General features: G+C 62.2%; 24 protein-coding genes. 18 read left to right on the forward strand and 6 right to left on the reverse strand.

The window, feature by feature from the left end:
- Positions 1-17: 17 nt before the first annotated feature.
- The 3 genes from ACYF6X_RS00965 to panM are packed head-to-tail and all read right to left on the reverse strand — an operon-like array spanning position 18 to position 3689.
- On the reverse strand, positions 18-2039 hold the full coding sequence (locus ACYF6X_RS00965; protein WP_406880200.1) for a hypothetical protein: 2022 nt from the start codon (positions 2037-2039) through the stop codon (positions 18-20).
- A 43-nt stretch (positions 2040-2082) separates the two neighbouring features.
- A complete protein-coding gene (locus tag ACYF6X_RS00970) occupies positions 2083-3300 on the reverse strand; it encodes a DUF3142 domain-containing protein (RefSeq protein WP_130017527.1) in 1218 nt (405 codons plus the stop codon).
- On the reverse strand, positions 3297-3689 hold the full coding sequence (panM, locus tag ACYF6X_RS00975; protein WP_063989056.1) for an aspartate 1-decarboxylase autocleavage activator PanM: 393 nt from the start codon (positions 3687-3689) through the stop codon (positions 3297-3299). Before panM ends, ACYF6X_RS00970 begins: the two co-directional genes overlap by 4 nt.
- A gap of 405 nt (positions 3690-4094) precedes the next feature.
- On the opposite strand from panM, the gene ACYF6X_RS00980 reads away from it, so the two are divergent.
- From ACYF6X_RS00980 to ACYF6X_RS01035, 12 genes are all read left to right on the forward strand, one after another.
- Positions 4095-5210: a branched-chain amino acid ABC transporter substrate-binding protein gene (locus ACYF6X_RS00980; protein ID WP_063989055.1), complete on the forward strand. Its 1116-nt coding sequence runs from the start codon at positions 4095-4097 to the stop codon at positions 5208-5210.
- 117 nt (positions 5211-5327) lie between these two features.
- Complete coding sequence (livH, locus tag ACYF6X_RS00985) at positions 5328-6254, forward strand: high-affinity branched-chain amino acid ABC transporter permease LivH (protein ID WP_015376290.1); 927 nt, start codon at positions 5328-5330, stop codon at positions 6252-6254.
- Entirely contained in the window at positions 6251-7534 is a 1284-nt protein-coding gene (locus tag ACYF6X_RS00990) for a high-affinity branched-chain amino acid ABC transporter permease LivM (RefSeq protein WP_025304903.1), read from the forward strand. The genes livH and ACYF6X_RS00990 overlap by 4 nt, the downstream gene beginning before the upstream one ends.
- Positions 7531-8301, forward strand: a complete 771-nt coding sequence (gene livG, locus ACYF6X_RS00995) for a high-affinity branched-chain amino acid ABC transporter ATP-binding protein LivG (RefSeq protein WP_063989054.1) — start codon at positions 7531-7533, stop codon at positions 8299-8301. The genes ACYF6X_RS00990 and livG overlap by 4 nt, the downstream gene beginning before the upstream one ends.
- A gap of 1 nt (position 8302) precedes the next feature.
- Complete coding sequence (gene livF, locus ACYF6X_RS01000) at positions 8303-9004, forward strand: high-affinity branched-chain amino acid ABC transporter ATP-binding protein LivF (RefSeq protein ID WP_063989053.1); 702 nt, start codon at positions 8303-8305, stop codon at positions 9002-9004.
- Positions 9005-9048: 44 nt separating this feature from the next.
- On the forward strand, positions 9049-10236 hold the full coding sequence (locus ACYF6X_RS01005; RefSeq protein WP_130017526.1) for an aminotransferase-like domain-containing protein: 1188 nt from the start codon (positions 9049-9051) through the stop codon (positions 10234-10236).
- 311 nt (positions 10237-10547) lie between these two features.
- On the forward strand, positions 10548-11867 hold the full coding sequence (ugpB, locus tag ACYF6X_RS01010) for a sn-glycerol-3-phosphate ABC transporter substrate-binding protein UgpB (RefSeq protein WP_130017525.1): 1320 nt from the start codon (positions 10548-10550) through the stop codon (positions 11865-11867).
- 78 nt (positions 11868-11945) lie between these two features.
- Positions 11946-12833, forward strand: a complete 888-nt coding sequence (gene ugpA, locus ACYF6X_RS01015) for a sn-glycerol-3-phosphate ABC transporter permease UgpA (RefSeq protein WP_015376293.1) — start codon at positions 11946-11948, stop codon at positions 12831-12833.
- Positions 12830-13675: a sn-glycerol-3-phosphate ABC transporter permease UgpE gene (ugpE, locus tag ACYF6X_RS01020; RefSeq protein ID WP_019455301.1), complete on the forward strand. Its 846-nt coding sequence runs from the start codon at positions 12830-12832 to the stop codon at positions 13673-13675. Before ugpA ends, ugpE begins: the two co-directional genes overlap by 4 nt.
- A 5-nt stretch (positions 13676-13680) precedes the next feature.
- Positions 13681-14751, forward strand: a complete 1071-nt coding sequence (locus ACYF6X_RS01025; protein ID WP_079450405.1) for a sn-glycerol-3-phosphate import ATP-binding protein UgpC — start codon at positions 13681-13683, stop codon at positions 14749-14751.
- Positions 14751-15488 (forward strand): glycerophosphodiester phosphodiesterase, encoded by a 738-nt coding sequence (ugpQ, locus tag ACYF6X_RS01030; protein ID WP_130017524.1) that lies wholly within the window; start codon positions 14751-14753, stop codon positions 15486-15488. The genes ACYF6X_RS01025 and ugpQ overlap by 1 nt, the downstream gene beginning before the upstream one ends.
- Before the next feature lie 60 nt (positions 15489-15548).
- On the forward strand, positions 15549-16505 hold the full coding sequence (locus ACYF6X_RS01035; RefSeq protein ID WP_063989048.1) for an AEC family transporter: 957 nt from the start codon (positions 15549-15551) through the stop codon (positions 16503-16505).
- Here ACYF6X_RS01035 and ACYF6X_RS01040 read toward each other — a convergent pair.
- Positions 16480-16815 carry a hypothetical protein gene (locus ACYF6X_RS01040; protein ID WP_130017523.1) on the reverse strand — a complete coding sequence of 112 codons (336 nt, stop codon included), beginning with the start codon at positions 16813-16815 and terminating at the stop codon, positions 16480-16482. The genes ACYF6X_RS01035 and ACYF6X_RS01040 overlap by 26 nt on opposite strands.
- Before the next feature lie 151 nt (positions 16816-16966).
- Between ACYF6X_RS01040 and ACYF6X_RS01045 the strand changes: the two genes are divergently transcribed.
- A complete protein-coding gene (locus ACYF6X_RS01045; RefSeq protein ID WP_130017522.1) occupies positions 16967-17827 on the forward strand; it encodes a carboxylate/amino acid/amine transporter in 861 nt (286 codons plus the stop codon).
- Positions 17828-17863: 36 nt separating this feature from the next.
- On the opposite strand, the gene metR is transcribed toward ACYF6X_RS01045, so the two are convergent.
- Positions 17864-18808 carry an HTH-type transcriptional regulator MetR gene (gene metR / locus ACYF6X_RS01050; protein ID WP_063989046.1) on the reverse strand — a complete coding sequence of 315 codons (945 nt, stop codon included), beginning with the start codon at positions 18806-18808 and terminating at the stop codon, positions 17864-17866.
- A gap of 90 nt (positions 18809-18898) precedes the next feature.
- On the opposite strand from metR, the gene metE reads away from it, so the two are divergent.
- On the forward strand, positions 18899-21187 hold the full coding sequence (gene metE, locus ACYF6X_RS01055) for a 5-methyltetrahydropteroyltriglutamate--homocysteine S-methyltransferase (RefSeq protein ID WP_165384366.1): 2289 nt from the start codon (positions 18899-18901) through the stop codon (positions 21185-21187).
- A gap of 84 nt (positions 21188-21271) precedes the next feature.
- On the opposite strand, the gene ACYF6X_RS01060 is transcribed toward metE, so the two are convergent.
- Positions 21272-22099, reverse strand: coding sequence for a dienelactone hydrolase family protein (locus tag ACYF6X_RS01060; RefSeq protein ID WP_038874174.1), 828 nt, complete (start codon positions 22097-22099; stop codon positions 21272-21274).
- A 486-nt stretch (positions 22100-22585) separates the two neighbouring features.
- On the opposite strand from ACYF6X_RS01060, the gene udp reads away from it, so the two are divergent.
- The 4 genes from udp to rmuC all read left to right on the forward strand — a co-directional run bounded on the left by udp (position 22586) and on the right by rmuC (position 26558).
- Positions 22586-23347: a uridine phosphorylase gene (gene udp / locus ACYF6X_RS01065; RefSeq protein ID WP_004934432.1), complete on the forward strand. Its 762-nt coding sequence runs from the start codon at positions 22586-22588 to the stop codon at positions 23345-23347.
- A gap of 130 nt (positions 23348-23477) precedes the next feature.
- Positions 23478-24260: a tyrosine-protein phosphatase gene (locus ACYF6X_RS01070; protein WP_130017520.1), complete on the forward strand. Its 783-nt coding sequence runs from the start codon at positions 23478-23480 to the stop codon at positions 24258-24260.
- A 79-nt stretch (positions 24261-24339) separates the two neighbouring features.
- Positions 24340-24870, forward strand: a complete 531-nt coding sequence (locus ACYF6X_RS01075; protein ID WP_019455291.1) for a DedA family protein — start codon at positions 24340-24342, stop codon at positions 24868-24870.
- 140 nt (positions 24871-25010) lie between these two features.
- The gene (gene rmuC / locus ACYF6X_RS01080) at positions 25011-26558 is read left to right on the forward strand and encodes a DNA recombination protein RmuC (RefSeq protein ID WP_107227482.1); all 1548 of its coding nucleotides are present in this window, start codon (positions 25011-25013) and stop codon (positions 26556-26558) included.
- Positions 26559-26611 lie beyond the last annotated feature (53 nt).

Below are 26611 nucleotides of genomic sequence, written 5' to 3' on the forward strand. Positions count from 1 at the left end.
ATGCCTGAAATTCGGCGTTATGGCACCACGGCGGCGAAGTCCGGCGCCGGGCAGTCGTAGCCGAATTTCGCCGCCCACGGGTAGCGGGTGCCGGTGTTGATGTAGCGCTGATAAAGCGCCCGGCCGGTCTTGGCGTCGCGCTTGATAACCCAACTGGCGGCGTTACACAGCACGGCGGCGTAGGCCTGGCTTTTCGGCGGCAGCAGATCGGCCGCCTGTTGCGCCAACCCCACCGCCTGCCAACGGTAGTGCAGGAAACGGTTGTCCTGCGCCGGCAGCGCCGCCTTGGCGCGCGCCGCTTCTGCGCTGTCGATCCAGCTTTTATGCTTCAACTCGCGAGTATCGAACGCATCCCCCAGATAGGAATAGCCGGCGCCATAGATGGCGTAGTCCGGTGTCATCTCATAGCCGGTAAACTCCAGCCCCTGGGCGCGCAGCAGGTTGGCGGCGCGATAGTAAGCCTGCGCGCGCGTCAGCGGCGCGGCGGATTTATCCTGGGCGGCCTTCAACTCATCGGCGTACTGCTGCGCCGCTTGCCGGTAGTTGGGGATATCGAAATAGGCCTGCGCTTCCACGGCCCGCCCAGCGCGCATCAGCCGCCGCGCCAGCAGTTCGCGCAGCTGCACTTCCGGCGTGATTTGCTGGCCGTCACCGTAGTCGTCCGGGTTAACCGGTTTGAGCGGCGTCGTCGGCGCCGGGGCGTGCTTATCGACAAAGCCTTTCAACTCATCGACGGTCAGCACCCGCTCCGCCACATCGGCCACGTCGGCCCAGTAGATCGCCTTGCCGCGATACAGCAGGTCCATCGCCTGCAGATAATCGCCGCGGTTCAGCGCCAGGATGGCCTGTTCACCGGCCACCCGGCACTCGGGGACGATGGTTTCCGCGACAAAGTCGGCGTTGCGCTGTTCGCCCCAGCTTTCGTCGGCGGGGAACGCGCTTGCCGCCTTGGCGTAGGCGGCGGTGGCGGCTTTCACGTCACCGTCGCGCAGCGCCATTTTGGCGCGCAGCCACCACGCCAGGCCGCTGTCGCCGGCGTTTTTCAGCAGGCTTGCCGCCATCGGGTACTGCCCGGAACGGTAGGCCAATGCCGCCAGCCGATCGCTGCCGGCGAAGCCGCTTTTCACCGTGCCGTCCAGCAGCGTCAGGATCTGGCTGATGATCTGTGCGGAGCGGCCGTTGCCGTCGGTATCCGCCATTTGCAGGTTGCCGCTGCGGGCGAACAGTTCAATGGTCACCAGCTGTTGGATTAAGGGATCGCCGATAACCTGCTTCAGCGTTTCAAGATGGTCGGGATTGACCAGGAAGCTGGAGACGTACTGCAGCGACTGCCCGCCGCTCGGATCGCCCTGCGCCGCCTGTTGCGCGTACAGGTGGGCGGCGGGGGCGACGTCACCCAGCCACAGATGGATGCGCGCCTGCTGCCCGAGGCTGCTCAGCGCCAGCTGATCGGGATCGGCGGCGCCGCTTTTCACCCGATCGATCACCTGCTGGAACGCCGCCAGCGCCTGTTCAAGTTCGGCTTTAGGCGGATGCTCGGCGGCGGGAGCCGCTTCACCCGATTCATTCACCGGCGTACCGTGGTCAGCCATCAATACCCGCCCAAGCGAATACTGCGCCCGCAGCCCCCAGTCATCCTGCTCGGCGGCCGGGAGCTTCAGCACCTGCTGGAAATAGTCTGTGGCGCGCGGATCGTGGCTGGCGAAAGCGACGGCGCCCAGTTGATAGAGACGCGCGGCGTTGGACAATCCCTGCGTATTGACGGCGTCAGCTTCTTCCACCGTTTTGGCGGCGCGCATTTTACCGATCGCCACCGTTTCCGGCGATTGCGGCATCGGTTTCGGCGGCATCGGCGGCGGCGGGGCTTGCCAGTGCGGCAACTGTTTATCCGTCGGCACCAGCCGGCCGGCTTCGAAGGCGAAATTGCCCTCCGGCATATACAGCAGAGTACCGTTGCGGTCGATCAGCAGCCGGTTAGGGAAATCCGGGCCGCAGGCATAGCCGTTCAGCGGCAGCGCTAGCGCGGCGCCGATCAGCATGGCCAGCGGAAGAAGGCGGCGGGTGTTCCGTGCCGCGCGCGAATCAAGGTGTGACAAGGGTGCCTCCTGGCGTCAGTTGTTGGCAGCGCAGCCAGCCCAGCGGCCGGGATTGCCCGGCGCGCAGTTGGTCGCCGCTGATGCGGATAAAGCGTTGCCGTTGCGGTGCGGATTCCAGCCGGTAGTTGCCGACCGCGTCCGCGGCCAGGCAATCGTCGGCGCGGATGACCACCTCTTGCGGCAGCGGGGCGTCCACCGGCCCGTTGTTATGAATTATCAGATCATACAGCCCGTTTTGCTGTGGCTGAGGCCTAAATTTTACCTGCCAGTCGACGTTCAGCGGCTGCCGTTCGATCACCGTTCGCAGCGTGGCGAGCGACCAGGCGCGTCGATCGTCCGTCAGCGGCAAGCGGAACCAGATAATGCCGCGCAGTCGGGGCGGCGTTTGCTGCGCCAGCGTCTGCAGAAAATCGGCGATCTGCTGCGGTGCGACCGCCAGCTCGCGGCCGTTGCCCGCCACGCGCAGCGAGGATTCGCTCTCCACCTGCGCACCCTGTGCATCAAACCCCAGCAGCGCCATGCCATAGGCCGGCAGCGCGATGCGAAACGGCTTCGGTGTGACGGCGGCGTACTGCCGCACCCAGTGCAGCGCCAAGGGGCCGTCAAACAGCCCCTGCTGCGGCGAGAGCACGGCATGCACCTGCAGGACGGAGCTATCGGCCTGTTGCAGTACGCCGGGCAGGTCGGGTGAGCCGATCCAGGCCGGCAGGGCGGTGATGCCGAGTTGCAAAGCGGCGGGCAGCCGTTGGCGTAGCTGCTGCAGAAAGCGTTGGTAGCTCGGCAGGCGGGCGGTGGCGGCGTCATGATCGATCTCGACGCCGGTGACGGGCAGCCCGGCCGCCTGCCAGCGCTGGGTGAGCGCCAGCAGCCGCTGGATAATGGCTTCTTGGTCCAGCTGCGGCAGTTGGCCGTCGAGGCGGGCCACCAGCCAGAGCGGGCGGCCGTCCTGCCTCAGCAAGCTGAGATCGGCCGGGATCTCCCGCCAGCCCTCGCGCGGATGCACCTGCAGCGCCAGCACGCGTAGCCCACCGAACAGATCGCGGCTGTGCGCCAGCGCATCGGCGTGCTGCGGCGTCCAGACCCGCTGCCAGACATAAACCTGCTGATCCCAGCCTGCGGCCAGGCGCAGCGCCTGCTGGCGCCCGAGGAGCGCGGCCGCCAGCCCCAGCGCAATCAAGATCAGCGCCGCCAGCCGGCGTTTCATTTTTGCCAGAGATCGCCCTGCGGTGCGAAGCCGCAGGCGCGCATGAAGTTATCGACTTCCCCACGTTCGCGCGGTGCCAGGCCTGCGGTCGACAGCTGCCAGTGGGCGACCTGCGGCAGCTGACGCTGCGCATCCTGCACCAGATAAAGACCGACGCCGCGGCGGCGCGTCACTTCGCGTACCAGCAGGTCCTGCAGCTCGGCGCGGTCGTCCTGCAGCGCGATTTTCACCGCCCCCAGCAGCCGCTCGTTGAAGCGGGCGGCGAACAGCGCCTTGTCGTCGCTCAGCCAGCGCTGCCACTGTTCCGGCTGCTGGTGCGGCCAAATTTTACCGAGGTCGATAAGGTCTTGCGGGGACAGCGCGGTCAGGCGCTCGATGGTCAGTTTCATGCAGAATTTCCGCGCAGCTAAATGATGCCGACAGTGTAATAGATCTTGTGCAGAGCGTTGTGTAAGTTTTTCTGTACGATTACTGTGCAATATGTTTTTTGCACGGGGCATTTTCCGAGTAAATAGTTAGTAAACGGATTGTTAACCAGCACAACGCACTACGCCTCAAGGTAAAGAGCGCAGATTTAATTCGAATTTTATCCTGTTTACACCGCTTGTTTCTGCCGGATGAAGTTGATTTGCAGAAGAAAATTCCTGTTTAATGGCATGAAAAATAAAGTCTTATTAGAAAATAATGCCGACAAAACGCCTAAATCATTATTACTTATAACAAAAGCGGTCAATAACGATCGGGCGCAGGCAAACACAACAGGTACGTTCACAACGACAGATGGGGATTTGCGGATGAAATTAACAACAGGTAAGGCACTGCTGGCGGGTTGTATTGCGATGGCCATGAGCCAGACGGCCATGGCGAAAGACATCAAGGTGGCGATCGTCGGGGCGATGTCCGGCCCGGTCGCGCAGTATGGCGACATGGAGTTTACCGGCGCGCGCCAGGCGATTGCCGACATCAACGCCAAGGGCGGCATCAAGGGCGACAAGCTGGTCGGCGTGGAATACGACGACGCCTGCGACCCGAAACAGGCGGTTGCGGTCGCCAACAAGGTGATCAACGACGGCATTCGCTACGTGATCGGCCACCTGTGCTCCTCGTCCACCCAGCCGGCGTCCGATATCTATGAAGACGAAGGCGTGATCATGATTACCCCGGCGGCCACCAACGCCGATCTGACCACCCGTGGCTACAAGATGATCATGCGCACCACCGGCCTGGACTCGGATCAGGGCCCGACCGCCGCCAAATATATCCTCAGCGACATCAAGCCGAAGCGCATCGCCGTGGTGCACGACAAGCAGCAATATGGCGAAGGCCTGGCGCGCTCGGTGCGCGACAGCCTGAAAAAACAGGGCACCGAAGTGGCGATGTTCGAAGGCATCACCGCCGGCGACAAAGACTTCTCCACCCTGGTGGCGCGCCTGAAGAAAGAAAATATCGACTTCGTGTACTTCGGCGGTTACTACCCGGAAATGGGCCAGATCCTGCGTCAGGCCAAGCAGGCCGGGTTGACCACCCGCTTCATGGGGCCGGAAGGCGTGGGCAACTCCTCGCTGTCCAACATCGCCGGAGCCGCTTCGGAAGGCATGCTGGTGACGTTGCCGAAACGCTACGATCAGGTGCCTGCCAACCAGCCGATCGTCGATGCGTTGAAAGCCAAGAAGCTGGATCCGACCGGCCCGTTCGTCTGGACTACCTATGCCGCGCTGCAGTCGCTGACCACCGGCATGGCGCGCAGCGGCAGCCAGGAACCGGCGGACATCGTCAAGGATCTGAAAACCGGCAAGCCGGTGGAGACCGTGATGGGGCCGCTGAGCTGGGATGACAAGGGCGATCTGAAAGGCTTCGAGTTCGGCGTGTTCGAGTGGCATGCCAACGGCACGTCCACACCGATCAAATAAGCCATAATGATTAGGGTGGGGCGCGGCTCGCTGCGCCCGGCGGGTCGGCTTGCCGGCCCCGTCTCCCTTTACCCGTCGGTTCTCCGCCGGCGGGTTTCGCAGCCAAGGGTTCAGAGTATGTCAGAGCAACTCCTCTATTTTCTGCAGCAGATGTTCAACGGCTTAACGTTGGGCAGTACCTATGCATTGATCGCCATCGGTTACACCATGGTTTACGGCATCATCGGCATGATCAACTTCGCCCATGGCGAGGTGTACATGATCGGCAGCTATGTCTCCTTTATCGTGATCGCCGCCCTGATGATGCTCGGCATCGACGTCGGCTGGTTGCTGATCGGCGCCGCGTTCCTGGTCTCGATCGTCATCGCCAGCGCCTACGGCTGGAGCATCGAGCGGGTGGCCTACAAGCCGGTGCGCAACTCCAAGCGCCTGATTGCGCTGATCTCGGCCATCGGCATGTCGATATTCCTGCAAAACTACGTCAGCCTGACGCAGGGCTCACGCGATCTGGCGCTGCCCAGCCTGGTGACCGGCCAGTGGGTACTGGGGGAAAGCAACGGCTTCGCCGCCACCATCAGCACCATGCAGCTGACCATCTGGCTTGTAACCTTCCTGGCGATGCTGGCGCTGACGCTGTTTATCCGCTATTCGCGCATGGGGCGCGCCTGCCGCGCCTGTGCGGAAGACCTGAAGATGGCCAGCCTGCTGGGCATCAATACTGACCGAGTGATCTCGCTGACCTTCGTCATCGGGGCGGTGATGGCGGCGGTGGCCGGAGTGTTGCTCGGCCAGTTCTACGGCGTCATCAACCCTTACATCGGGTTTATGGCCGGCATGAAAGCCTTCACCGCGGCGGTTCTGGGCGGCATCGGCAGCATTCCCGGCGCGATGATCGGTGGCCTGGTGCTGGGCGTGGCGGAAGCGCTGACCTCCGCCTACCTGAGCACCGAATACAAAGACGTGGTGTCGTTCGCGTTGCTGATCGTGGTGCTGCTGATCATGCCGACCGGCATCCTCGGGCGTCCGGAGGTTGAGAAAGTATGAAACTCAATCTGCTCAATGCGCTCATCGCCACGGCGGTGCTGTTCGTGATGGCGTCGTTCCTGATGGGCATGCAGCTCAGCCTGGATGGCACCAAGCTGGTGGTGCACGGCGCGGCGGAAGTGCGCTGGATGTGGATCGGCATCGGCTGCGTCATCGTCTTTTTCTTCCAGCTGTTGCGCCCACTGCTGCAGCAGGGATTGAAAAAAGTCTCCGGCCCGGCGTTCGTGTTGCCGAGCTTCGATGGCACTACGCCGCGGCAAAAGCTGCTGGCGGCTCTGCTCATCGTCGCGGCGGTCGCCTGGCCGTTCCTGGTGTCGCGCGGCACGGTGGATATCGCCACCCTGACGCTGATCTACGTGATGCTGGGCCTCGGCCTCAACGTGGTGGTGGGTTTGTCCGGTCTGCTGGTGCTCGGCTACGGCGGTTTCTACGCCATCGGCGCCTACACCTACGCGCTACTGAATCACTACTACGGCCTCGGCTTCTGGGAGAGCCTGCCGCTGGCGGGCATCGTCACCGCCGCCTTCGGCTTCCTGCTTGGTTTCCCGGTGCTGCGGCTGCGCGGCGATTATCTGGCGATCGTGACGCTCGGCTTCGGTGAGATCGTGCGTATCCTGCTGCTGAACAATACCGAGATCACCGGCGGGCCGAACGGCATCAGCCAGATCCCGAAACCGACCTTCTTCGGCCTGGAGTTTAACCGCAGCTTGCGCGACGGCGGCTGGGATACCTTCCATAACTTCTTCGGCCTGAAATACGATCCGAGCGATCGCATCGTGTTCCTGTACCTGGTGGCGCTGCTGTTGGTGGTGCTGACGTTGTTCGTCATCAACCGCCTGCTGCGCATGCCGCTGGGGCGCGCGTGGGAAGCGCTGCGCGAAGACGAGATCGCCTGTCGCTCGCTGGGCCTCAGCCCGACGCGCATCAAGCTGACCGCCTTTACCATCAGCGCCGCTTTCGCCGGGTTTGCCGGCACGCTGTTCGCTGCGCGCCAGGGGTTCGTCAGCCCGGAATCCTTCACCTTCGTCGAGTCGGCCTTCGTGTTGGCGATCGTCGTACTGGGGGGCATGGGCTCGCAGTTCGCGGTCATTCTGGCGGCGATCCTGCTGGTGGTGTCGCGCGAGCTGATGCGCGACCTGAATGAATACAGCATGTTGCTGCTGGGTGCGCTGATGGTGTTGATGATGATTTGGCGGCCGCAGGGACTGTTGCCGATGAAACGGCCGCAGCTGAAGCTGCAGGCGGCGGACATTCACGCGGGCAAGGGGGAGCAGGCATGAGCGTTCAACCTTTACTGCAGGTGGAAGGCCTGTCGATGCGCTTTGGCGGGCTGCTGGCGGTCAACAACGTGGCGTTGACGCTGAACGAGGGCGAAATCGTGTCGCTGATCGGCCCCAACGGTGCCGGTAAGACCACGGTGTTCAACTGCCTGACCGGTTTTTACCGCCCGACCGGCGGCACCATCAAATTGCGCGATCGCCACCTGGAAGGGTTGGCGGGGCAGGCCATCGCCCGCATGGGCGTGGTGCGCACCTTCCAGCACGTGCGGCTGTTCCGTGAAATGACGGTGATTGAGAACCTGCTGGTGGCGCAGCATCAGCACCTGAAAAGCGGCGTGTTCGCCGGGCTGTTGAAAACCCCGGCTTTCCGCCGCGCCGAAGCCGAGGCGCTGGCGCGAGCAGCGGAGTGGCTGGAGCGCGTCGGCCTGCTGGAGATGGCCAACCGTTCGGCGGGCAACCTAGCCTATGGGCAGCAGCGGCGGCTGGAGATCGCCCGCTGCATGGTGACCCGGCCGGAGCTGCTGATGCTGGATGAACCGGCTGCCGGCCTCAACCCGAAAGAGACCGACGAGCTGGACCACCTGATCGCCGAGCTGCGCGATCGGCATAAGGTATCGGTGCTGCTGATCGAGCACGACATGAAGCTGGTGATGGGCATCTCCGACCGCATTTACGTGGTGAATCAGGGCACGCCGCTGGCGCAGGGCACACCGGCGGAGATCCGCAACAACCCGGACGTGATCCGGGCTTATTTGGGCGAAGAATAATATGTTGTCATTCAATCAGGTATCCGCCCATTACGGCAAAATTCAGGCGCTGCATCAGGTCAGTTTAACGATCAAGCAGGGTGAAATCGTGACGTTAATCGGCGCCAACGGCGCCGGTAAAACCACGCTGCTCGGCACCCTGTGCGGCGAGCCCCGCGCCAGCGAAGGCAGCATCGTCTTTCAGGACCAGGACATCACCCAGTGGCAAACCTCGCGCATCATGCGCGAAGCGGTGGCGATCGTGCCGGAAGGGCGGCGCGTCTTCTCGCGCATGACGGTAGAAGAAAACCTGGCGATGGGCGGCTTCTTTGCCGATCGCCAGCAGTATCAACAGCGTATCGAACGGGTGTTCACTCTGTTCCCGCGCCTGCTGGAGCGCCGAAGCCAGCGCGCCGGCACCATGTCCGGCGGCGAACAGCAGATGTTGGCCATCGGCCGCGCGCTGATGAGCCAGCCGAAGCTGCTGCTGCTCGACGAGCCCTCGCTCGGGCTGGCGCCCATCATCATCCAGCAGATCTTCGACATCATTCAGCAGCTGCGGGAAGAGGGCATGACCATCTTCCTGGTGGAGCAAAACGCCAATCAGGCGCTGAAATTGGCGGACCGCGGTTATGTGCTGGAAAACGGCCGCGTGGTGTTGGAAGATACGGGGGCTGCATTGTTAGCCAACGAAGCAGTGAGGTCGGCGTATCTGGGCGGTTAATCCGCCCCCCTACGAATTAAAATAATCAGGTACGAGAAGAAGAAATGAAGACAGAAGGGTTACTCGCGCAGCGCATCGTTAACGTAAAAAGTTCGGCCATCCGTGAATTGCTTAAGCACAGCAAGATGGAACACGTCATTTCGCTGGCGGGCGGCATCCCCTCTGATGCGCTGTTCGATTTCGAAGGATTGCGCATTGCCACTCAGCAGGCGATCACCGAACAGCCGAAAAGCGCGTTCCAGTATGGCCTGACCGAAGGCAGCCCGCTGCTGCGTGAGCGTATTTGCGCGCTGTGCGCCGAGCGCGGCGTCACCGCTGGCGCGGACGAGGTGATGGTCACCGCCGGCTCTCAGCAGGCCCTGGATTTGGTGATGCGCGCCATCGTCAATCCCGGCGACGTGTTCGTGGTGGAGCGCCCGACCTACCTGGCGGCGCTGCAAACGCTGGAACTGGCGGAAGCCCACATCATGTCGGTCTCGTCCGACAGCGACGGCATGGTGGTGGAAGAGCTGGCCGAGCTGCTGAAAACCCAGCGCATCAAGGGCGTGTACGTGGTGCCGAACTTCGGCAACCCCAGCGGCATCACCCTGAGCGCCGCGCGCCGCGAACTGCTGGTGAAGCTGGCCGCCGAACATAACTTCCTGATCATCGAAGACGATCCTTACGGCGAGCTGCGTTTCACCGAAGAGCGCCACCCGACGCTGCATCAGGTGTCGCAGCAGGTGCTGGGCAACACCGACCACATCATCTATACCTCGACCTTCTCCAAGATCCTGGCGCCGGGCCTGCGGTTGGGCTGGGCGATCCTGCCGCCGTTCCTGCTGCATAAAGTGGCGATCATCAAGCAGGCGGCGGATCTGCACGCCAGCGCGCTGTCGCAGAGCATCGTCGAATGCTACCTTGGCCTGGATCGCCTGCCGGCGCAGATCGACAAGATCCGCGCCGCCTACAAGCAAAAGGGCGAGATCCTGGCCGGTTTGGTGGAGCAGGAGTTGGGCGACTACATCACCTTCGATAAGCCGAAGGGCGGCATGTTCCTGTGGGCGCGTTTCCGCCAGCCGTTCAACGCCACCGAATGGCTGAACACGACCTTGCAGCAGGGCGTGGTGTTCGTGCCTGGGGAATACTTCTTCTCCGACAACCCGGATCGTTCGACCTTCCGCCTGTCGTTCGCCACCGCCACCGAACAGCAGATGCAGGAAGCGGTGGCGCGCCTGCGCCGTTCGCTGTAATCCTCGCGGCGGCGGAGCCCATGCCCGCCGCCGACATCAAACCGCCATCTTCACTTCACCTTGCCGTCATGTGGCTGTCATATAACGGTTATTTTTCTGTCATCCGCGCATGGCATGTTATCCCCCGTCATCTTTCGAGCCGCAGCGTTGTTGGCTGCCCGGCTGCTCCCCTGTCACTTAGTTAGCTAAGCTCCAGGGTGCCAGCAGGTTGCCGCCTGGCTGCAACTCGAAAGCTATAGGGGGCACTCCCTCATCAAGAATTGATTCTTTTCGCTCACGCGCTTTTACACCCGCTTTTTCAGGAGTTAGGCATGCTCACCTACGCTATTCGCAAAACCACGCTGTGCGTCGCGTTGACCCTGGCGGTCAGCGCTCAGGCGCTGGCGGCGACCGAGATCCCGTTCTGGCATTCGATGGAAGGCGAACTGGGTAAGGAAGTGGATTCCCTGGCGGATCGCTTCAACCAGTCGCACAGCGACGTCAAGATTGTGCCGGTTTATAAAGGCAACTACGAACAGAGCCTGGCGGCGGGCATCGCCGCTTACCGCTCCGGCAAGGCGCCGGCGATCCTGCAGGTGTACGAGGTGGGCACCGCCACCATGATGGCCAGCAAGGCCATCAAACCGGTCTACGAAGTGTTTAAAGAGGCTGGCATCAACTTCGACGAGTCGGTGTTCGTGCCGACGGTAGCCGGCTATTACACCGACAACAAGAGCGGCCATCTGCTGTCTCAGCCGTTCAACAGCTCCACGCCGGTGCTGTACTACAACAAAGACGCCTTCAAGAAGGCCGGCCTGAACCCGGATCAGCCGCCGAAAACCTGGCAGGAGCTGGCGGCGGATACCGCCAAGCTGCGTGAGGCCGGCATGAAGTGCGGCTACGCCAGCGGCTGGCAGGGCTGGATCCAACTGGAGAACTTCAGCGCCTGGCATGGCGTGCCGTTCGCCAGCGAAAACAACGGGTTCGGCGGCACCAACGCCAAGCTGGAGTTCAACCAGCCGCTGCAGGTCAAGCACATCGAACTGCTGGAGGCGATGAACAAGAAGGGCGATTTCACCTACTTCGGCCGCAAAGACGAATCCACCGAGAAGTTTTATAACGGCGACTGCGCCATCACCACCGCGTCATCCGGTTCGCTAGCGGACATCAAGCACTACGCTAAATTCAACTACGGCGTCGGCATGATGCCGTACGACGCCGACGCGAAAAACGCGCCGCAGAACGCCATCATCGGCGGGGCCAGCCTGTGGGTGATGAATGGCAAAGATGCCGCCACCTACAAGGGCGTGGCCGAGTTCCTGCAGTACCTGGCGCAGCCGGAAATCGCCGCCGAATGGCACCAGAAGACCGGCTATCTGCCGATCACCACCGCGGCTTACGATCTGACCAAGCAGCAGGGTTTCTACGACAAAAACCCGGGGGCCGACGTCGCTACTCGCCAGATGCTGAACAAGCCGCCGTTGCCGTTCACCAAGGGCCTGCGCCTGGGCAACATGCCGCAGATCCGCAGCGTGGTGGATGAAGAGCTGGAAGGCGTGTGGACCGGCAAGAAAACGCCTCAGCAGGCGTTGGACGCCGCCGTGCAGCGCGGTGACGTGCTGCTGCGCCGCTTCGAAGCATCGACCAAGTAACCCTGCGTCGCGAGCCCGGCAGACCGGGCTCGCGTCTTCACGCCGATCCTTCCTTACCCGATCAATGGTTTAACTGCTATGTCATCTTCCCGTCCCGGTTTCGGCTGCAGCTGGTTGCCCTATGCGTTGGTGCTGCCACAGCTGCTGATTACCGCCGTCTTCTTTTTATGGCCCGCTGGCGAGGCGCTGTGGTATTCGGTGCAGAGCCTCGATCCGTTCGGCCTGTCCAGCCAGTTTGTCGGGCTGGATAATTTTAAACAGCTGTTCCAGGATCCTTACTACCTCGACTCGTTCTACACCACGCTGATCTTCAGCTTCCTGGTGGCGGGCATCGGGCTGGCGGTGTCGCTGTTCTTCGCCGCGCTGGTGGACTACGTACTGCGCGGCAGTCGCCTCTATCGCACGCTGATGATCCTGCCCTATGCAGTGGCGCCGGCGGTGGCGGCGGTGCTGTGGATCTTTCTGTTCAACCCCGGACTGGGGTTGATCACCCATTTCCTCAACGGGCTGGGCTATAACTGGAACCATGCGCAAAACAGCGGCCAGGCGATGTTCCTGGTGGTGCTGGCCTCGGTATGGCAGCAGATAAGCTATAACTTCCTGTTTTTCCTCGCGGCGCTGCAGTCGATCCCGCGCTCGCTGGTGGAGGCGGCGGCCATCGACGGCGCCGGCCCGGTGCGGCGTTTCTTCCATCTGGTGCTGCCGCTGATCGCGCCGGTGAGCTTCTTCCTGCTGGTGGTCAATCTGGTGTACGCCTTCTTCGATACCTTCCCGGTGATCGACGCCGCCACCGGCGGCGGGCCGGTGCAGTCCACCACCACGTTGATCTACAAGATCTACCGCGAAGGCTTCGCCGGATTGGATCTCTCCAGCTCTGCCGCGCAGTCGGTGATCCTGATGCTGCTGGTGATCGGCCTGACGGTGATCCAGTTCCGCTTTGTTGAACGTAAGGTGCGCTATCAATGATTGAGAATCGACGCGGGCTGGATATCTTCAGCCATGTGATGCTGATTATCGGCGTGCTGGTGGTGCTGTTCCCGCTGTACGTGGCCTTTGTCGCCGCCACGCTGGACGACAAGCAGGTGTTCCAGGTGCCGATGACGCTGGTGCCCGGCGGCCACCTGTGGGAGAACATCCGCAATATCTGGCAGGGCGGCGTGGGCAACCTCAAGGTGCCGTTCTCGCTGCTGCTGCTGAACAGCGTGATCATGGCGCTGGCGATCACCTTCGGCAAAATCGCGGTGTCGGTCCTGTCGGCTTACGCCATCGTGTACTTCCGCTTTCCGCTGCGCAGCCTGTTCTTCTGGCTGATTTTCCTCACCCTGATGCTGCCGGTGGAGGTGCGTATTTTCCCGACGGTGGAGGTGATTTCCAACCTCAACCTGCTGGACAGCTACACCGGCCTGACGCTGCCGCTGATGGCCTCGGCCACCGCCACTTTCCTGCTGCGTCAGTTCTTCATGACGCTGCCGGATGAGCTGCTGGAGGCGGCGCGCATCGACGGCGCCGGGCCGATGCGTTTCTTCTGGGACATCGTGCTGCCGCTGTCGAAAACCAATCTGGCGGCGCTGTTCGTCATCACCTTTATCTACGGCTGGAACCAATACCTGTGGCCGATCCTGATCACCAGCGACGCCTCGATGGGCACCGCGGTGGCGGGCATCAAGAGCATGATCTCCACTTCCGGCGCGCCGACCCAGTGGAACCAGGTGATGGCGGCGATGATTCTGACTTTATTGCCACCGCTGGCGGTGGTGCTTCTGATGCAGCGCTGGTTTGTGCGCGGTCTGGTTGATAGCGAGAAATAACGACGATGGCAGGATTAAAACTACAGGCGGTCACCAAGTCTTACGACGGTAAAACGCCGGTGATCAAACAGATCGACCTCGATGTGGCGGACGGCGAATTCATCGTGATGGTCGGCCCGTCCGGCTGCGGCAAATCCACGCTGCTGCGTATGGTGGCCGGGCTGGAACGCACCACCAGCGGCGATATCTATATCGATACCCGGCGCGTGACCGATCTGGAGCCCAAGGATCGCGGCATCGCGATGGTGTTCCAGAACTACGCGCTCTATCCGCACATGAGCGTGTACGACAACATGGCCTATGGCCTCAAGATCCGCGGTTTCGGCAAGGATCATATCCGCCAGCGGGTGGAGGAGGCGGCGCGCATCCTGGAGCTGGAGCCGCTGCTCAAACGCAAACCGCGCGAGCTTTCCGGCGGCCAGCGCCAGCGCGTGGCGATGGGGCGCGCCATCGTGCGCGAACCGGCGGTATTCCTGTTCGATGAGCCGCTGTCCAACCTGGACGCCAAGCTGCGGGTGCAGATGCGCCTGGAGCTGCAACAGCTGCACCGCCGTCTGAAAACCACCAGCCTGTACGTGACCCACGATCAGGTGGAGGCGATGACGCTGGCGCAGCGGGTGATCGTAATGAACAAGGGCGTGGCGGAGCAGATCGGCACCCCGAGCGAAGTGTACCAACGGCCGGCTTCGCTGTTTGTCGCCGGCTTTATCGGATCACCGGCGATGAACCTGCTGCCCGGCACCCTCAGCGCCGACGGCGGCCAGCTGCTGCTGGCGGACGGCATGGCGCTGCCGTTGCCGGCGGCCAAACCGCAGTGGGCGGGGCGGCCGTTGACGCTGGGCATTCGGCCGGAGCATATTCAACTGGTGGCGCAAGGCCAGGGCGTGCCGCTGCAGCTGCAGACGCTGGAACTGCTGGGGGCCGACAATCTGGCGCACGGCCAGTGGGGCGGCCACGGGGTGATCGCGCGGCTGTCGCATGAAACCTTGCCGGCGGCGGGCAGTACGCTATATTTGCAGCTGCCTGCTCAGGCGCTGCACTTCTTTGACACCCATAGCGGATTACGGATGGATTGATGACTAGACCCTGGCCTTACCCTCATATCGTTGCCCACCGCGGCGGCGGTTCTCTGGCGCCGGAAAACACCCTGGCGGCGATCGACGTCGGCGCGCGCCACGGCCACAAGATGATCGAGTTCGATGCCAAGCTGGCGCAGGACGGGCAAATTTTCCTGCTGCACGACGACACCCTGGATCGCACCAGCAACGGTTGGGGCGTGGCGGGCGAGCTGCCGTGGGACAAACTGGTGCAGCTGGACGCCGGCAACTGGTACAGCTCGGCCTTCAAGGGCGAGCGGTTGCCGCTGCTGTCGGAAGTGGCGGAACGCTGCCAGGACCGCGGCCTGATGGCCAATATCGAGATCAAGCCGACCACCGGCAGCGACGATGAAACCGGCCGGGTGGTGGCGCTGGCGGCGCGGTTGCTGTGGCAAGGGCAGACCGATCCGCTGCTTTCCTCCTTCTCGGTAGAAGCGCTGGCGGCGGCGCAACGCACCGTGCCGGACTTGCCGCGCGGCCTGCTGCTGGAGGCCTGGGACGACAACTGGCGCGAGCTGACCGAACGCCTGGACTGCGTCTCGCTGCATATTGACCACAAAGCGCTGACTGCCGAGCGGGTGAAAGCGTTGAAAGACGCCGGGCTGCGCATTCTGGTGTATACCGTCAACCAACCGGATCGCGCGCGCCTGCTGCTCGACTGGGGCGTTGACTGCATTTGCACCGACCGGATAGATTTGATCGGCCCGGATTTTTAATCCGGCGCCGATGAACCCCGCGACGACAAGCCTTGCCGCCGCACCACCGGAAGGAATGCGATGCCTGGCTTTATCCTGTCACTGTGGCACCAGATCGTGCTGTCTTTACCGCTGTTTGTTCTGATTGCGTTGGGTTATGGGCTGATTCGCTGGGGGAAATGGCCTGCCGGCATCACCGATGGCCTGACGCGCTTCGTGTTTTCTCTCGCCTTGCCCGCCATGCTGTTTCGCATGATGTGCGACTTCTCGCAGCGCCCGGCGGTCGATGCCCGGCTGCTGATCGCGTTCTTCGGCAGTTGCCTGATCGTGTTTGTGCTTGGCCGTCTCGTCGCCCGGCATCTCTTCCGGCTGGATGGCGTCGCCGGATCGGTGTTTGCGCTGGGCGGTATTTTCTCCAATAACGTGATGCTCGGCTTGCCTATCGCCAGCGTGATGCTGGGGGAGGCGGCGATCCCGTCGGTGGCGCTGGTGCTGGTGTTCAACGGCCTGATCCTGTGGACGCTGGTGACGGTGTCGATCGAATGGGCGCGCAACGGTTCGCCGACGCTGAGCGGTTTCGCTAAAACCGCGCGTAGCGTGCTGACCAATCCGCTGATCGTCGGTATCCTGTCCGGCACCTTGTTCAGCCTGACCGGCCTGCCGCTGCCGGCCTTCGTCGATCGGCCGGTCAGCATGCTCGGCCAGGTGGCGGCGCCGCTGTCGCTGGTGGTGCTGGGCATGGGGCTTGCCGAGTACCGCATCAGCGAAGGCTGGCAGCTGAGCAGCGTCATCTGTGTGCTGAAACTGCTGGTGCAACCGCTAGTGATTTGGCTGCTGGCCTGGATGATGGATTTGCCACCGATGGAAACCCGGGTTGTGGTGCTGCTGGGGTCGATGGCGGTGGGGGTGAACGTCTACCTGATGTCGCGCCAGTTCAATACGCTCACCGGCCCGGCCGCCACCAGCCTGGTGATGTCCACCGTGCTGGCGGCGATCACCACGCCGCTGATCCTCACCGTGATGGGCGTGCGGGCATAGCCGGCATCTGCGCCTGCGGCACCGCCGGCGCGGTGCGATTGAACGGATCGCGCGGCTGATTGCCGTTAGGCAGCAGTTGTCCGCCGTTCGGCGTGGTTTGCATCAGCTGTTGCCGCTGATTGTCGAGCTGCCGCTGTTGCTGCAGGCGGCGTTGGTCCATTTGCCGATTGTTCAACAGGCGCTGTTGCTGGGCCTGCTGGCTGTTTTGGTTGAGTAACTGCTGCTGTGAACGCAGATCGGTCACGCCGTTGGCCGCCGCAGCCAGGCCGGGCAGCCACAGCAGGACGAACAGGATATGAGAAGTTTTCATGATGGTTACCTCGCCTTTTTATTAAGCCTAACCCAGCGGTGAAATTTTGCCGGTAGTTTATCTTTTGTTCGGATGTAAACCGCCTTTCATCCCCTTATGCGCCCATCTTCCGTTACAATCGCCCTTTCGGTCTTTTTAGGGTGAACCCATCGTGCTGCTTTTGGTTATAACCACCATCCTGTGGGCATTTTCTTTCAGCCTGATTGGCGAGTACCTGGCGGGCCATGTCGACAGCGGGTTCTCGGCGCTGGTGCGCATCGGGCTGGCGGCGCTGGTGTTTCTGCCGTTTCTGCGTTGGCGCAACATCAAACTCAAGGTGATCCTGCTGTATATGCTGGTGGGCGCCTTCCAGCTGGGCATCATGTACCTGTTCAGCTTCCGCGCCTATCTGTACCTGACGGTGCCGGAATTCCTGCTGTTCACCGTGCTGACGCCGCTGTATATCACGCTGATCTACGACTTGCTGAGCGGCCGGCGCCTGCGTTGGGGCTACGTCTTCAGCGCGTTGCTGGCGGTGCTGGGCGCGGCGATTATCCGCTATCACCAGTTGAGCGAACACTTCTGGTGGGGGCTGCTGTTGGTGCAGGCGGCGAACATCAGCTTCGCCATCGGCATGGTCGGCTATAAGCGCCTGATGGAAGTGCACCCCTTGCCGCAGCACACCGCCTTTTCCTGGTTCTACCTGGGGGCGGCGGTGGTGGCAGTGGTGGCCTGGTTCCTGTGGGGCAATCCGCAGCAGCTGCCGACCACCAATCTGCAGTGGGGCGTGTTGATCTGGCTGGGCGTGGTGGCGTCGGGGCTGGGCTACTTCATGTGGAACTATGGCGCGACGCAGGTCGATGCCGGCACGCTCGGCATCATGAACAATATGCATGTGCCGGCCGGTTTGTTGGTCAACCTGGCCATCTGGCAGCAGCAGCCGCATTGGCCGAGCTTTATCATCGGCGGGGCGGTGATAGTCGCTTCGCTGTGGGTGCACCGCCGCTGGGTGGCGCCGAAGCAGATTGGCTAATCGGGTGGGCCACCTTAGTACGGGTGGCCCGCAAGTTTATACGCCGGCCGCCAACGCTTTGGCGCCGGTCGTGCCGGGGCGTGCCGCGTCGCGCACAAACGGCAGATGATCGCAGGCGTGCTGGCGGGCCGAGCGGATAAAGGCTTCGGTCACCGCCTGGCGCTGTTCGCCATCGCGCACGGCGGCGTACAGGCGGCTCCACAGGCCGTCACCCAGAGTTTTGGTCACCACCAGCCCCTGCCGTTCGAAACTCTCCACCACCCAGTGCGGTAGCGCCGCAATCCCCATCCGCGCCGATACCATCTGGATCAGCAGCAGCGTGTTATCGACGTTCTTCAACGCTGGGCTGACGCCCGCCGGCTGCAGAAAATGCCGCCAGATATCCAGCCGTTGGCGCTGCACCGGGTAAATCAACAGCGTTTCGTCACTCAAGTCTTCCGGCTCGATGTGCGGCTTGCCGGCCAGCGGATGGTCCGGCGCCAGCACCAGGCGCACTTCGAAATCGAACATCGGCGAGTAGTGTAGGCCGCTGCGCGGCAGAATATCCGACGTCATCACCAGATCCAGTTCGCCCTGTTGCAAGGCCGGCTGCGGATCGAAAGTGACGCCGGAAGTGAAATCCATCACCACCTGCGGGAAACGCTGACGGAAGTTGTCCAGCGCCGGCGTCAGCCACTGAATGCAGCTGTGGCATTCGATGGCGATGCGCAGCGTGGTCTGGTGCGGCTCGTGGCAGGCCTGCAGCGCCTGTTGGATCTGCGGCAGTACCTGCTCCGCCAACTGCAGCAGGATCTCGCCCTGGGCGGTGAAGCGCAGGGGCTGGCTCTTGCGCACGAACAGCTTGAAGCCCAGACGTTGCTCAAGATCGCTGAACTGGTGCGACAGGGCAGACTGCGTCTGATGAAGTTGGGCCGCCGCCCCCGCCAGCGAACCGCTGTTGCGCAGTGCCTGCAGCGTCCGTAAATGTTTCAGTTCGATCATGAGAGTCCTTCACATTGACAGTGAATAAATTGCGCTTGTGGTTAATACAGTACCTGCTGATTATGGATGTGTAAACATCTGGACGGCTAAATGGGGAATATGACGATGGCAATTTTGAATCACACACTGGGTTTTCCTCGCGTTGGGCTACGACGTGAGTTGAAAAAAGCTCAGGAAAGCTACTGGGCCGGCAACTCAACGCAGGAAGAGCTGTTGGCGGTTGGCCGCGAGCTGCGCGCTCGTCATTGGCAACAGCAACAGCAGGCCGGGGTGGATTTGGTGCCGGTCGGCGATTTCGCCTGGTACGATCATGTGTTGACCACCAGCCTGCTGCTGGGCAACGTGCCGGCGCGCCATCAGAATGCGGATGGCTCGATCGATCTGGACACGCTGTTTCGCATCGGCCGTGGCCGAGCACCGACCGGCGAGCCGGCGGCCGCGGCGGAAATGACCAAATGGTTTAACACCAACTACCACTACATGGTGCCCGAATTCCAGCAAGGCCAGCAGTTCAAGCTGGGCTGGACTCAGCTGCTGGACGAAGTGGATGAAGCGCTGGCGCTCGGCCATCGCATCAAGCCGGTGCTGCTGGGCCCGCTGACCTATCTGTGGCTGGGTAAGGTGAAGGGCGAGCCGTTCGACCGCCTGTCGCTGCTGAAAGATATCCTGCCGGTTTACCAACAGGTGCTGGCCGAGCTGGCGAAACGCGGCGTCGAGTGGGTGCAAATTGATGAACCTGCGCTGGTGCTGGAGCTGCCGCAAGCCTGGCTGGATGCGTTCAAACCGGCTTACGACGCGCTGCAGGGGCAGGTGAAGCTGCTGCTGACCACGTATTTCGACAGCGTCGGCCACAACCTCGACACCATTCGCACGCTGCCGGTGCAGGGGCTGCACGTCGATCTGGTCGCCGGCCATGACGATATTGCCGCGCTGAGTGCCGCATTGCCGAACGACTGGCTGCTGTCGCTGGGGGTGATCAACGGCCGCAACGTCTGGCGCGCCGATCTGAGCCGCTGGTTCGAACGTCTGCAGCCGCTGGTGGGCACCCGCCCGCTGTGGATCGGCACCTCCTGTTCACTGCTGCACAGCCCGATCGACCTGAGCGTGGAAAGCCGTCTGGACGAAGAAGTGAAAAGCTGGTTCGCCTTCGCGCTGCAAAAATGCGCCGAGCTGGCACTGCTGACTGCGGCGCTGAACGCGCCTGACGGGGCCAAGCAGGCCGAACTGGACGCCTACAGTGCGCCGATTCGCGCCCGCCGTCAGTCGAGCCGCGTGCATAACCCACAGGTTGAGCGCCGCCTGGCCGCGATCACCGCGCAGGACAGCGAACGCCACAGCGCTTACGCCGAACGCGCCAGGGCGCAGCGCGAGCGTTTCAACCTGCCGGCCTGGCCGACCACCACCATCGGTTCGTTCCCGCAGACCACCGAGATCCGCGGCCTGCGTCTGGACTTCAAACAGGGCCGTTTGGACGGCAACAACTACCGCACCAGCATCGGTGAGCACATCAAACAGGCGATCGTCGAGCAGGAGCGCCTCGGGCTGGACGTGCTGGTGCACGGTGAAGCCGAGCGCAACGACATGGTGGAGTATTTCGGCGAGAACCTCGACGGCTTCGTGTTTACCCAAAACGGCTGGGTGCAGAGCTACGGCTCCCGCTGCGTGAAGCCGCCGGTCATCATCGGTGACGTCAGCCGCCCGGAAGCCATCACCGTCGAGTGGGCCAAATTCGCCCAGTCGCTGACCGACAAGCCGGTGAAAGGCATGTTGACCGGGCCGGTGACCATCCTGTGCTGGTCGTTCCCGCGTGAAGACGTGACCCGCGAAGTGATTGCCAAGCAGATTGCGCTGGCGCTGCGCGACGAAGTGGAGGATTTGGAAAAAGCCGGCATCGGCATCATCCAGATCGACGAACCCGCCCTGCGCGAAGGGCTGCCGCTGCGTCAATCCGACTGGGCCGCTTACCTGAAGTGGGCGGTGGACGCCTTCAAACTGAACGCCGCCGTGGCGCGGGACGACACCCAGATCCACACCCACATGTGTTACTGCGAGTTCAACGACATCATGGACTCCATCGCCGCGCTGGACGCCGACGTGATCACCATCGAGACCTCGCGTTCCGATATGGATCTGCTGGAAGCCTTCAAGGAGTTCGAATACCCGAACGAAATCGGGCCGGGCGTCTACGATATCCACTCGCCGAACGTGCCGAGCGTGGAATGGATTGAAGCGCTGCTGCGTAAAGCGGCGCAGAACATCCCGGCGGAACGCCTGTGGGTTAACCCGGATTGCGGCCTGAAAACCCGCGGCTGGCCAGAAACCCGGCAGTCGCTGGCCAACATGGTATTGGCGGCACAGCGCCTGCGCGAGCACGCGTGATGCCGTGCGGCGGATGAACCGCCGCTTATAGATTTACTGGTGTGATGATTGGGCGCTTCGGCGCCCTTTTTTATGTGAAGGAAATTATTTGACGCCGTGCTGGGCGAACCACGCCAGCATGCGCTGCCAGCCGTCTTGCGCCGCTTCGGCGTTGTAGCTGGGGCGATAGTCGGCGTTGAACGCATGCCCGACCTCGGGGTACACCACGATTTCGGCCTCGGCGTTGGCGGCGCGGATCGCCTGACGCATGGTTTCCACCGTCTCCAGCGGGATGCCGCTATCCTGCCCGCCATACAGCCCCAGCACCGGCGCCGACAGGTGGGTGGCGACGTCGACCGGCTGCTTCGGTGAATTCAGCGTTTTCTCGCCAACCAGTTTGCCGTACCAGGCGACCGCCGCCTTCAACTGCGGGTTGTGCGCCGCGTACAGCCAGGTGATGCGGCCACCCCAGCAGAAACCGGTGATCGCCAGCTTGCCGGCGTCGCCGCCGTGGCGGATAGCCCAGTGCGCGGCGTGATCCAGATCCGACAGCACCTGACGATCCGGCACCTTGGTGACCAGCTGCTGGAACAGCTCGCCGATATCGGTGTAGTCGTTGGCGTCGCCCTGGCGGAAATAGAGCTCGGGCGCGATCGCCAGATAGCCCTGCTTGGCCAGGCGGCGGCACAGATCCTGAATATGTTCATGGACGCCGAAGATTTCCTGCACCACGAGGACGATGGGGAAGGGGCCGCTCTGGTCGGCGGGTTTGGCGACGTAGGCCGGCAGGGCGTCGCCCTGAGAAGGGATGGTCGTTTGCCCGGCGTGAATGCCCTGTTCGTCGGTGATAATCGCGGAGGCGGCCAACGGCGCGGCGGCCGGGGCGAATCCCCCCTGAGCCTGTTCTAATGTCATCACATGTTCGGTTTTCATTGCGGTCTCCGTGCAATAGAAAAAAGCGCTGAGATTAACTATAGGAAAGATTACCCATTATTGGCGCTGCGTGGCGCACTTTCGGACAAGTCGATAAAAAACGGCTAATTATCTGGCTTTGCGGCATTTTTAAACGCTTTTTATCATGTTATTACGCGTTTTGGCCTGCGTAAGTGCCATAAGGTGCGTTAAAGGGCTTTTTTGTCCCTAAGCAACCGATAAGATGAGGGTATTTTGAATTGATCAGCTAAATAGTTTCAGCCGGCAATCAACGGGCAGAGGGCGGCAAGATTTGTCGGCTAGACTGAGGTAGAGCGGTGCCTTCAGGGAGCGTCACAGTGCTTTTTGTGATAAAAATCACAAAAAATATGTAGCATGTAATTTGTTTCTCTTTTCATAGTGACTGTCGTCACGAAATTAAGCGGCGATTTTCAGTAGAGTGCTTTTTTGTTCCTCCCAATAAACATGATCCATGAGGAGTCTCGTATGTCTCAGTCTGACGTTTTTCATCTCGGCCTCACCAAGAACGATTTACAAGGGGCCCAGCTTGCCATCGTGCCGGGCGATCCGCAGCGCGTAGAGAAGATTGCCAAGCTGATGGAAAATCCGGTGCATCTGGCCTCCCATCGTGAATTCACTACCTGGCGCGCGGAGCTGGACGGCAAGGCGGTGATCGTCTGCTCTACCGGTATCGGCGGCCCCTCTACTTCTATCGCGGTGGAAGAGTTGGCGCAGCTGGGCATTCGCACCTTCCTGCGCATCGGCACCACCGGCGCCATTCAGGCGAACATCAACGTCGGCGACGTGCTGGTCACCACGGCGGCGGTACGCCTCGACGGCGCCAGCCTGCACTTTGCGCCGATGGAGTTCCCGGCGGTCGCGGACTTCGCCTGCACCACCGCGCTGGTGGAAGCGGCCAAGGCCAGCGGCGCCACCACGCACATTGGCGTGACCGCCTCTTCCGATACCTTCTATCCGGGCCAGGAACGTTACGATACCTACTCCGGCCGCGTAGTCAGCCGTTTCAAAGGCTCGATGGAAGAATGGCAAGCGATGGGCGTGATGAACTATGAAATGGAATCCGCCACGCTGCTGACCATGTGCGCCAGCCAGGGCCTGCGTGCTGGCATGGTGGCCGGGGTGATCGTCAACCGCACCCAGCAAGAGATCCCGAACGCCGAGACCATGAAAAACACCGAAAGCAAAGCGGTGCAGATCGTGGTGGACGCTGCCCGCCGTCTGCTGTAATCGCCATTCCCTCAATGGGCCGCCGACGCGGCCCGTTTTTCCATTCGCGGCGAATCTGTTACGGTGATACTCCTCAGCGCTGCGCCGATGGCTGCCGCGCGTTGTCATAACAAAAACAACGAGGACGTTTATGACCGCCCAGATCCTGCTTCATCCTTCGCTCGCGCCGCTCGACGGCGGCATCAATTTCCGCGACTTCGGCGGCAACGGCGTGGCCGACGGGCGCCGCATCAAGCGCGGCCTGCTGTTCCGCTCCGGTTCCCTCGAGCGGCTGACGGAAAACGACTGCACCTTTCTCGCCGGCGTGCCGGTGCGCTCGGTGCTGGACTACCGCGATGCCGACGAGGTGCAGACCAAGCCGGATATTCTGTGGAGTGGCGCCGATTATCACCACGTGCCGGCCAACCCGCTGAGCAGCGAAGTCAACGCCAACCTGGAGAAGCTCACCAACGAAACGTTGGCCGCTTTCGACGCCCGGGCGTTCATGCTGGAGCTGTATCGCCGCCTGCCGTTCGGCAATGCGGCCTATCAGCGGCTGGCGCAGCTGTTGAGTAATCCTGGCGGTGGCGCCATCGTGCAGCACTGCGCGGTCGGCAAGGATCGCACCGGGGTCGGTTCGGCACTGGTGCTGTTCGCGCTGGGGGCCGATGAAGCGACGGTGCTGGAAGACTATCTGCTGACCGAAACCACGCTGGCCACTTTCCGCGAGCAGATGCTGGATCAGCTGTCTATCAAGCTGAATGCAGCGGCGCTGGAGCAATTCGCCTACGTGCTCAGCGCGCGCGAGGAGTTCCTGATGACGGCGTTGGGCTGCATCCGTCAGCAATACGGTTCCACCGACCGTTGGCTGGAAGCGGAATACGGCCTGGGCGCGGCCCAGCGCGAAGCGCTGCAGGCGTTCTACCTCGAGTAAATCGCCGCGCGTTTAGCCGGGGTTTAACTCGCCCCGGCCTATCCTAGGCGGCGAATTATCGCGTATCAGGAGCCCCGCATTGAGCCTCAATGACGTTATCAACTGGGTCAGCGACGTCGTGCGTCAGCACGAAGGCTGGGCCATTCCCATCATCTTCTTCCTGGCGTTCGGCGAGTCGCTGGCGTTTTTGTCTCTGCTGCTGCCGGCCACGGTGATCCTGCTGGCGCTGGGCGCGCTGATCGGCGAAAGCGGCATCGCCTTTTGGCCGATTTGGGCCGCTGCCGCCGTCGGGGCGTTTTTCGGCGACTGGCTCTCTTACTGGATCGGCTATCACTATCAGGACCGCGTGGCGCATATGTGGCCGCTGTCGCGCAATCCACAACTGCTGGCGCGCGGCCACGCGTTCTTTGAACGCTGGGGCGTGCTAGGCATCTTCATCGGCCGCTTCTTCGGCCCGCTGCGCGCCGTGGTGCCGCTGGTGGGCGGCATTTGCGGGATGCCGCAGCGTTATTTCCAGTTGGCCAACGTCACGTCGGCGATGATCTGGGCGTTCGGCATTCTGGCGCCGGGGGCATTCGGCATCAAGTGGCTCAGCCAGTGGCTGGGCTGATTTCTCGCTAAATTGCGCAGTGCCGCGCAATATTGTGCGCGGCGGGCAAAATCAGGCTGGACATCCATACAGCCTCCCCTTAACGTGACGGGCAATGGGCGTGCGAAACGCCGGAACGGCAAGGTGCAACAGGAGGCAGGGTGGATACCAGTCTGATTTATGGGATTGGCGGCGTAACGATCGGCATGCTGTTGGGGTGGCTGATCGCCAGTCTGCGGGTGCAGCAGACGAATGCGCAACATGAAACCGAGCTGCGGTTGCTGGAGCAAGCGTTGCAGCAGGCGCAGCAGGAAACGGCGGCGCGGCAGGAGGCTCTGCAGCGCCACGAGCAGCAGCTGCGGCAGAGTGAGCTGGAGCTGCGTAACCTACACAGCCAGCTGGCGGCCGGACATGAGAAGTTGCAACAGCTCAACCATTGGCGCAACGAATGCGAACTGCTCAATCAGGAACTGCGTGCCCAGCGCGAGGTTAACAGCGCGCAAGAGGCCGAGCTGCGCGAAGTCACCATCCGTCTGGAAGAGACGCGCATGGCGGCGGAGGAGAAGCAGCGCCTGCTGATCAACAGCGAACAACGCCTCACCACCCAGTTTGAAAACCTCGCCAACCGCATTTTTGAACACAGCGGCCGCAAGGTGGACGAGCAAAATAAGCAAAGCTTGGATCGGTTGCTGCTGCCGCTGCGTGAACAGCTGGACGGGTTCCGCCGTCAGGTGCAGGACAGCTTTGGCCAGGAAGCGCGGGAACGCCACACGCTGACGCACGAGATACGTAATCTGCAGCAGTTGAACGCGCAGATGGCGCGCGAGGCCATCAACCTCACCAAGGCGCTGAAAGGCGACAACAAAACGCAGGGCAATTGGGGTGAAGTGGTGCTGAGCCGGGTGCTGGAGGCTTCCGGTCTGCGCGAAGGGCACGAGTATGAAACGCAGGTCAACGTGCGGGTGGATCACCAGAGCCGCATGCAGCCCGATGTGATCGTGCGTCTGCCGCAGGGCAAGGACGTGGTGATCGACGCCAAGATGTCGCTGATCGCCTACGAGCGCTATTTCAACGGCGAAGACGAGGTGGAGCGCGAAGCGGCGCTGAGCGAACATATCGCCTCGCTGCGCGGCCACATTCGCATGCTGGGCCGCAAGGACTATCAGCAGCTGCCGGGGCTGCGTTCGCTGGACTATGTGCTGATGTTCATTCCGGTCGAGCCCGCCTTCCTGCTGGCTATCGATCGCGAGCCGGAGCTGATCAGCGAAGCGCTCAAGCACAACATCATGCTGGTTAGCCCGACTACGTTGCTGGTGGCGCTGCGCACCATCACCAACCTGTGGCGCTATGAACATCAAAGCCAGAACGCCCAGCGCATAGCCGATCGCGCGGCGAAACTGTATGACAAGATGCGGCTGTTCGTGGACGATATGTCCGCACTGGGGCAGAGCCTGGACAAGGCGCAGGGCAGTTATCGTCAGGCGATGAACAAACTGAGCGAAGGCCGTGGTAATCTTATCGGCCAAATTGAAGGTTTCCGTGCGTTGGGGGTTGAGGTCAAACGGCCGATCAACCCGCTGCTGGCGCAGCAAGCCGGCGCGCAACACGATGAAGCGGAAGAGGCGAACGACGATGATGTCGCCGCGCTGCCGCAGACGAAAAACGATGACGATACCGCCGGGGAACCGGGCTTCGTTTCGCACGGCTGAGGCCGTGGCGAGGTGGGGTATTCTCCAGGCTTCTGGTACACTCATCCACACAA

This window comes from Serratia sp. ID 25-353, assembly GCF_054792795.1.

Coding starts and splice junctions, on each gene's coding strand:
- ACYF6X_RS00965 (WP_406880200.1), bottom strand. CDS start 2,039: ATGCTGATCGGCGCCGCGCTAGCGCTGCCGCTGAACGGCTATGCCTGC.
- ACYF6X_RS00970 (WP_130017527.1), bottom strand. CDS start 3,300: ATGAAACGCCGGCTGGCGGCGCTGATCTTGATTGCGCTGGGGCTGGCG.
- panM (WP_063989056.1), bottom strand. CDS start 3,689: ATGAAACTGACCATCGAGCGCCTGACCGCGCTGTCCCCGCAAGACCTT.
- ACYF6X_RS00980 (WP_063989055.1), top strand. CDS start 4,095: ATGAAATTAACAACAGGTAAGGCACTGCTGGCGGGTTGTATTGCGATG.
- livH (WP_015376290.1), top strand. CDS start 5,328: ATGTCAGAGCAACTCCTCTATTTTCTGCAGCAGATGTTCAACGGCTTA.
- ACYF6X_RS00990 (WP_025304903.1), top strand. CDS start 6,251: ATGAAACTCAATCTGCTCAATGCGCTCATCGCCACGGCGGTGCTGTTC.
- livG (WP_063989054.1), top strand. CDS start 7,531: ATGAGCGTTCAACCTTTACTGCAGGTGGAAGGCCTGTCGATGCGCTTT.
- livF (WP_063989053.1), top strand. CDS start 8,303: ATGTTGTCATTCAATCAGGTATCCGCCCATTACGGCAAAATTCAGGCG.
- ACYF6X_RS01005 (WP_130017526.1), top strand. CDS start 9,049: ATGAAGACAGAAGGGTTACTCGCGCAGCGCATCGTTAACGTAAAAAGT.
- ugpB (WP_130017525.1), top strand. CDS start 10,548: ATGCTCACCTACGCTATTCGCAAAACCACGCTGTGCGTCGCGTTGACC.
- ugpA (WP_015376293.1), top strand. CDS start 11,946: ATGTCATCTTCCCGTCCCGGTTTCGGCTGCAGCTGGTTGCCCTATGCG.
- ugpE (WP_019455301.1), top strand. CDS start 12,830: ATGATTGAGAATCGACGCGGGCTGGATATCTTCAGCCATGTGATGCTG.
- ACYF6X_RS01025 (WP_079450405.1), top strand. CDS start 13,681: ATGGCAGGATTAAAACTACAGGCGGTCACCAAGTCTTACGACGGTAAA.
- ugpQ (WP_130017524.1), top strand. CDS start 14,751: ATGACTAGACCCTGGCCTTACCCTCATATCGTTGCCCACCGCGGCGGC.
- ACYF6X_RS01035 (WP_063989048.1), top strand. CDS start 15,549: ATGCCTGGCTTTATCCTGTCACTGTGGCACCAGATCGTGCTGTCTTTA.
- ACYF6X_RS01040 (WP_130017523.1), bottom strand. CDS start 16,815: ATGAAAACTTCTCATATCCTGTTCGTCCTGCTGTGGCTGCCCGGCCTG.
- metR (WP_063989046.1), bottom strand. CDS start 18,808: ATGATCGAACTGAAACATTTACGGACGCTGCAGGCACTGCGCAACAGC.
- metE (WP_165384366.1), top strand. CDS start 18,899: ATGGGGAATATGACGATGGCAATTTTGAATCACACACTGGGTTTTCCT.
- ACYF6X_RS01060 (WP_038874174.1), bottom strand. CDS start 22,099: ATGAAAACCGAACATGTGATGACATTAGAACAGGCTCAGGGGGGATTC.
- udp (WP_004934432.1), top strand. CDS start 22,586: ATGTCTCAGTCTGACGTTTTTCATCTCGGCCTCACCAAGAACGATTTA.
- ACYF6X_RS01070 (WP_130017520.1), top strand. CDS start 23,478: ATGACCGCCCAGATCCTGCTTCATCCTTCGCTCGCGCCGCTCGACGGC.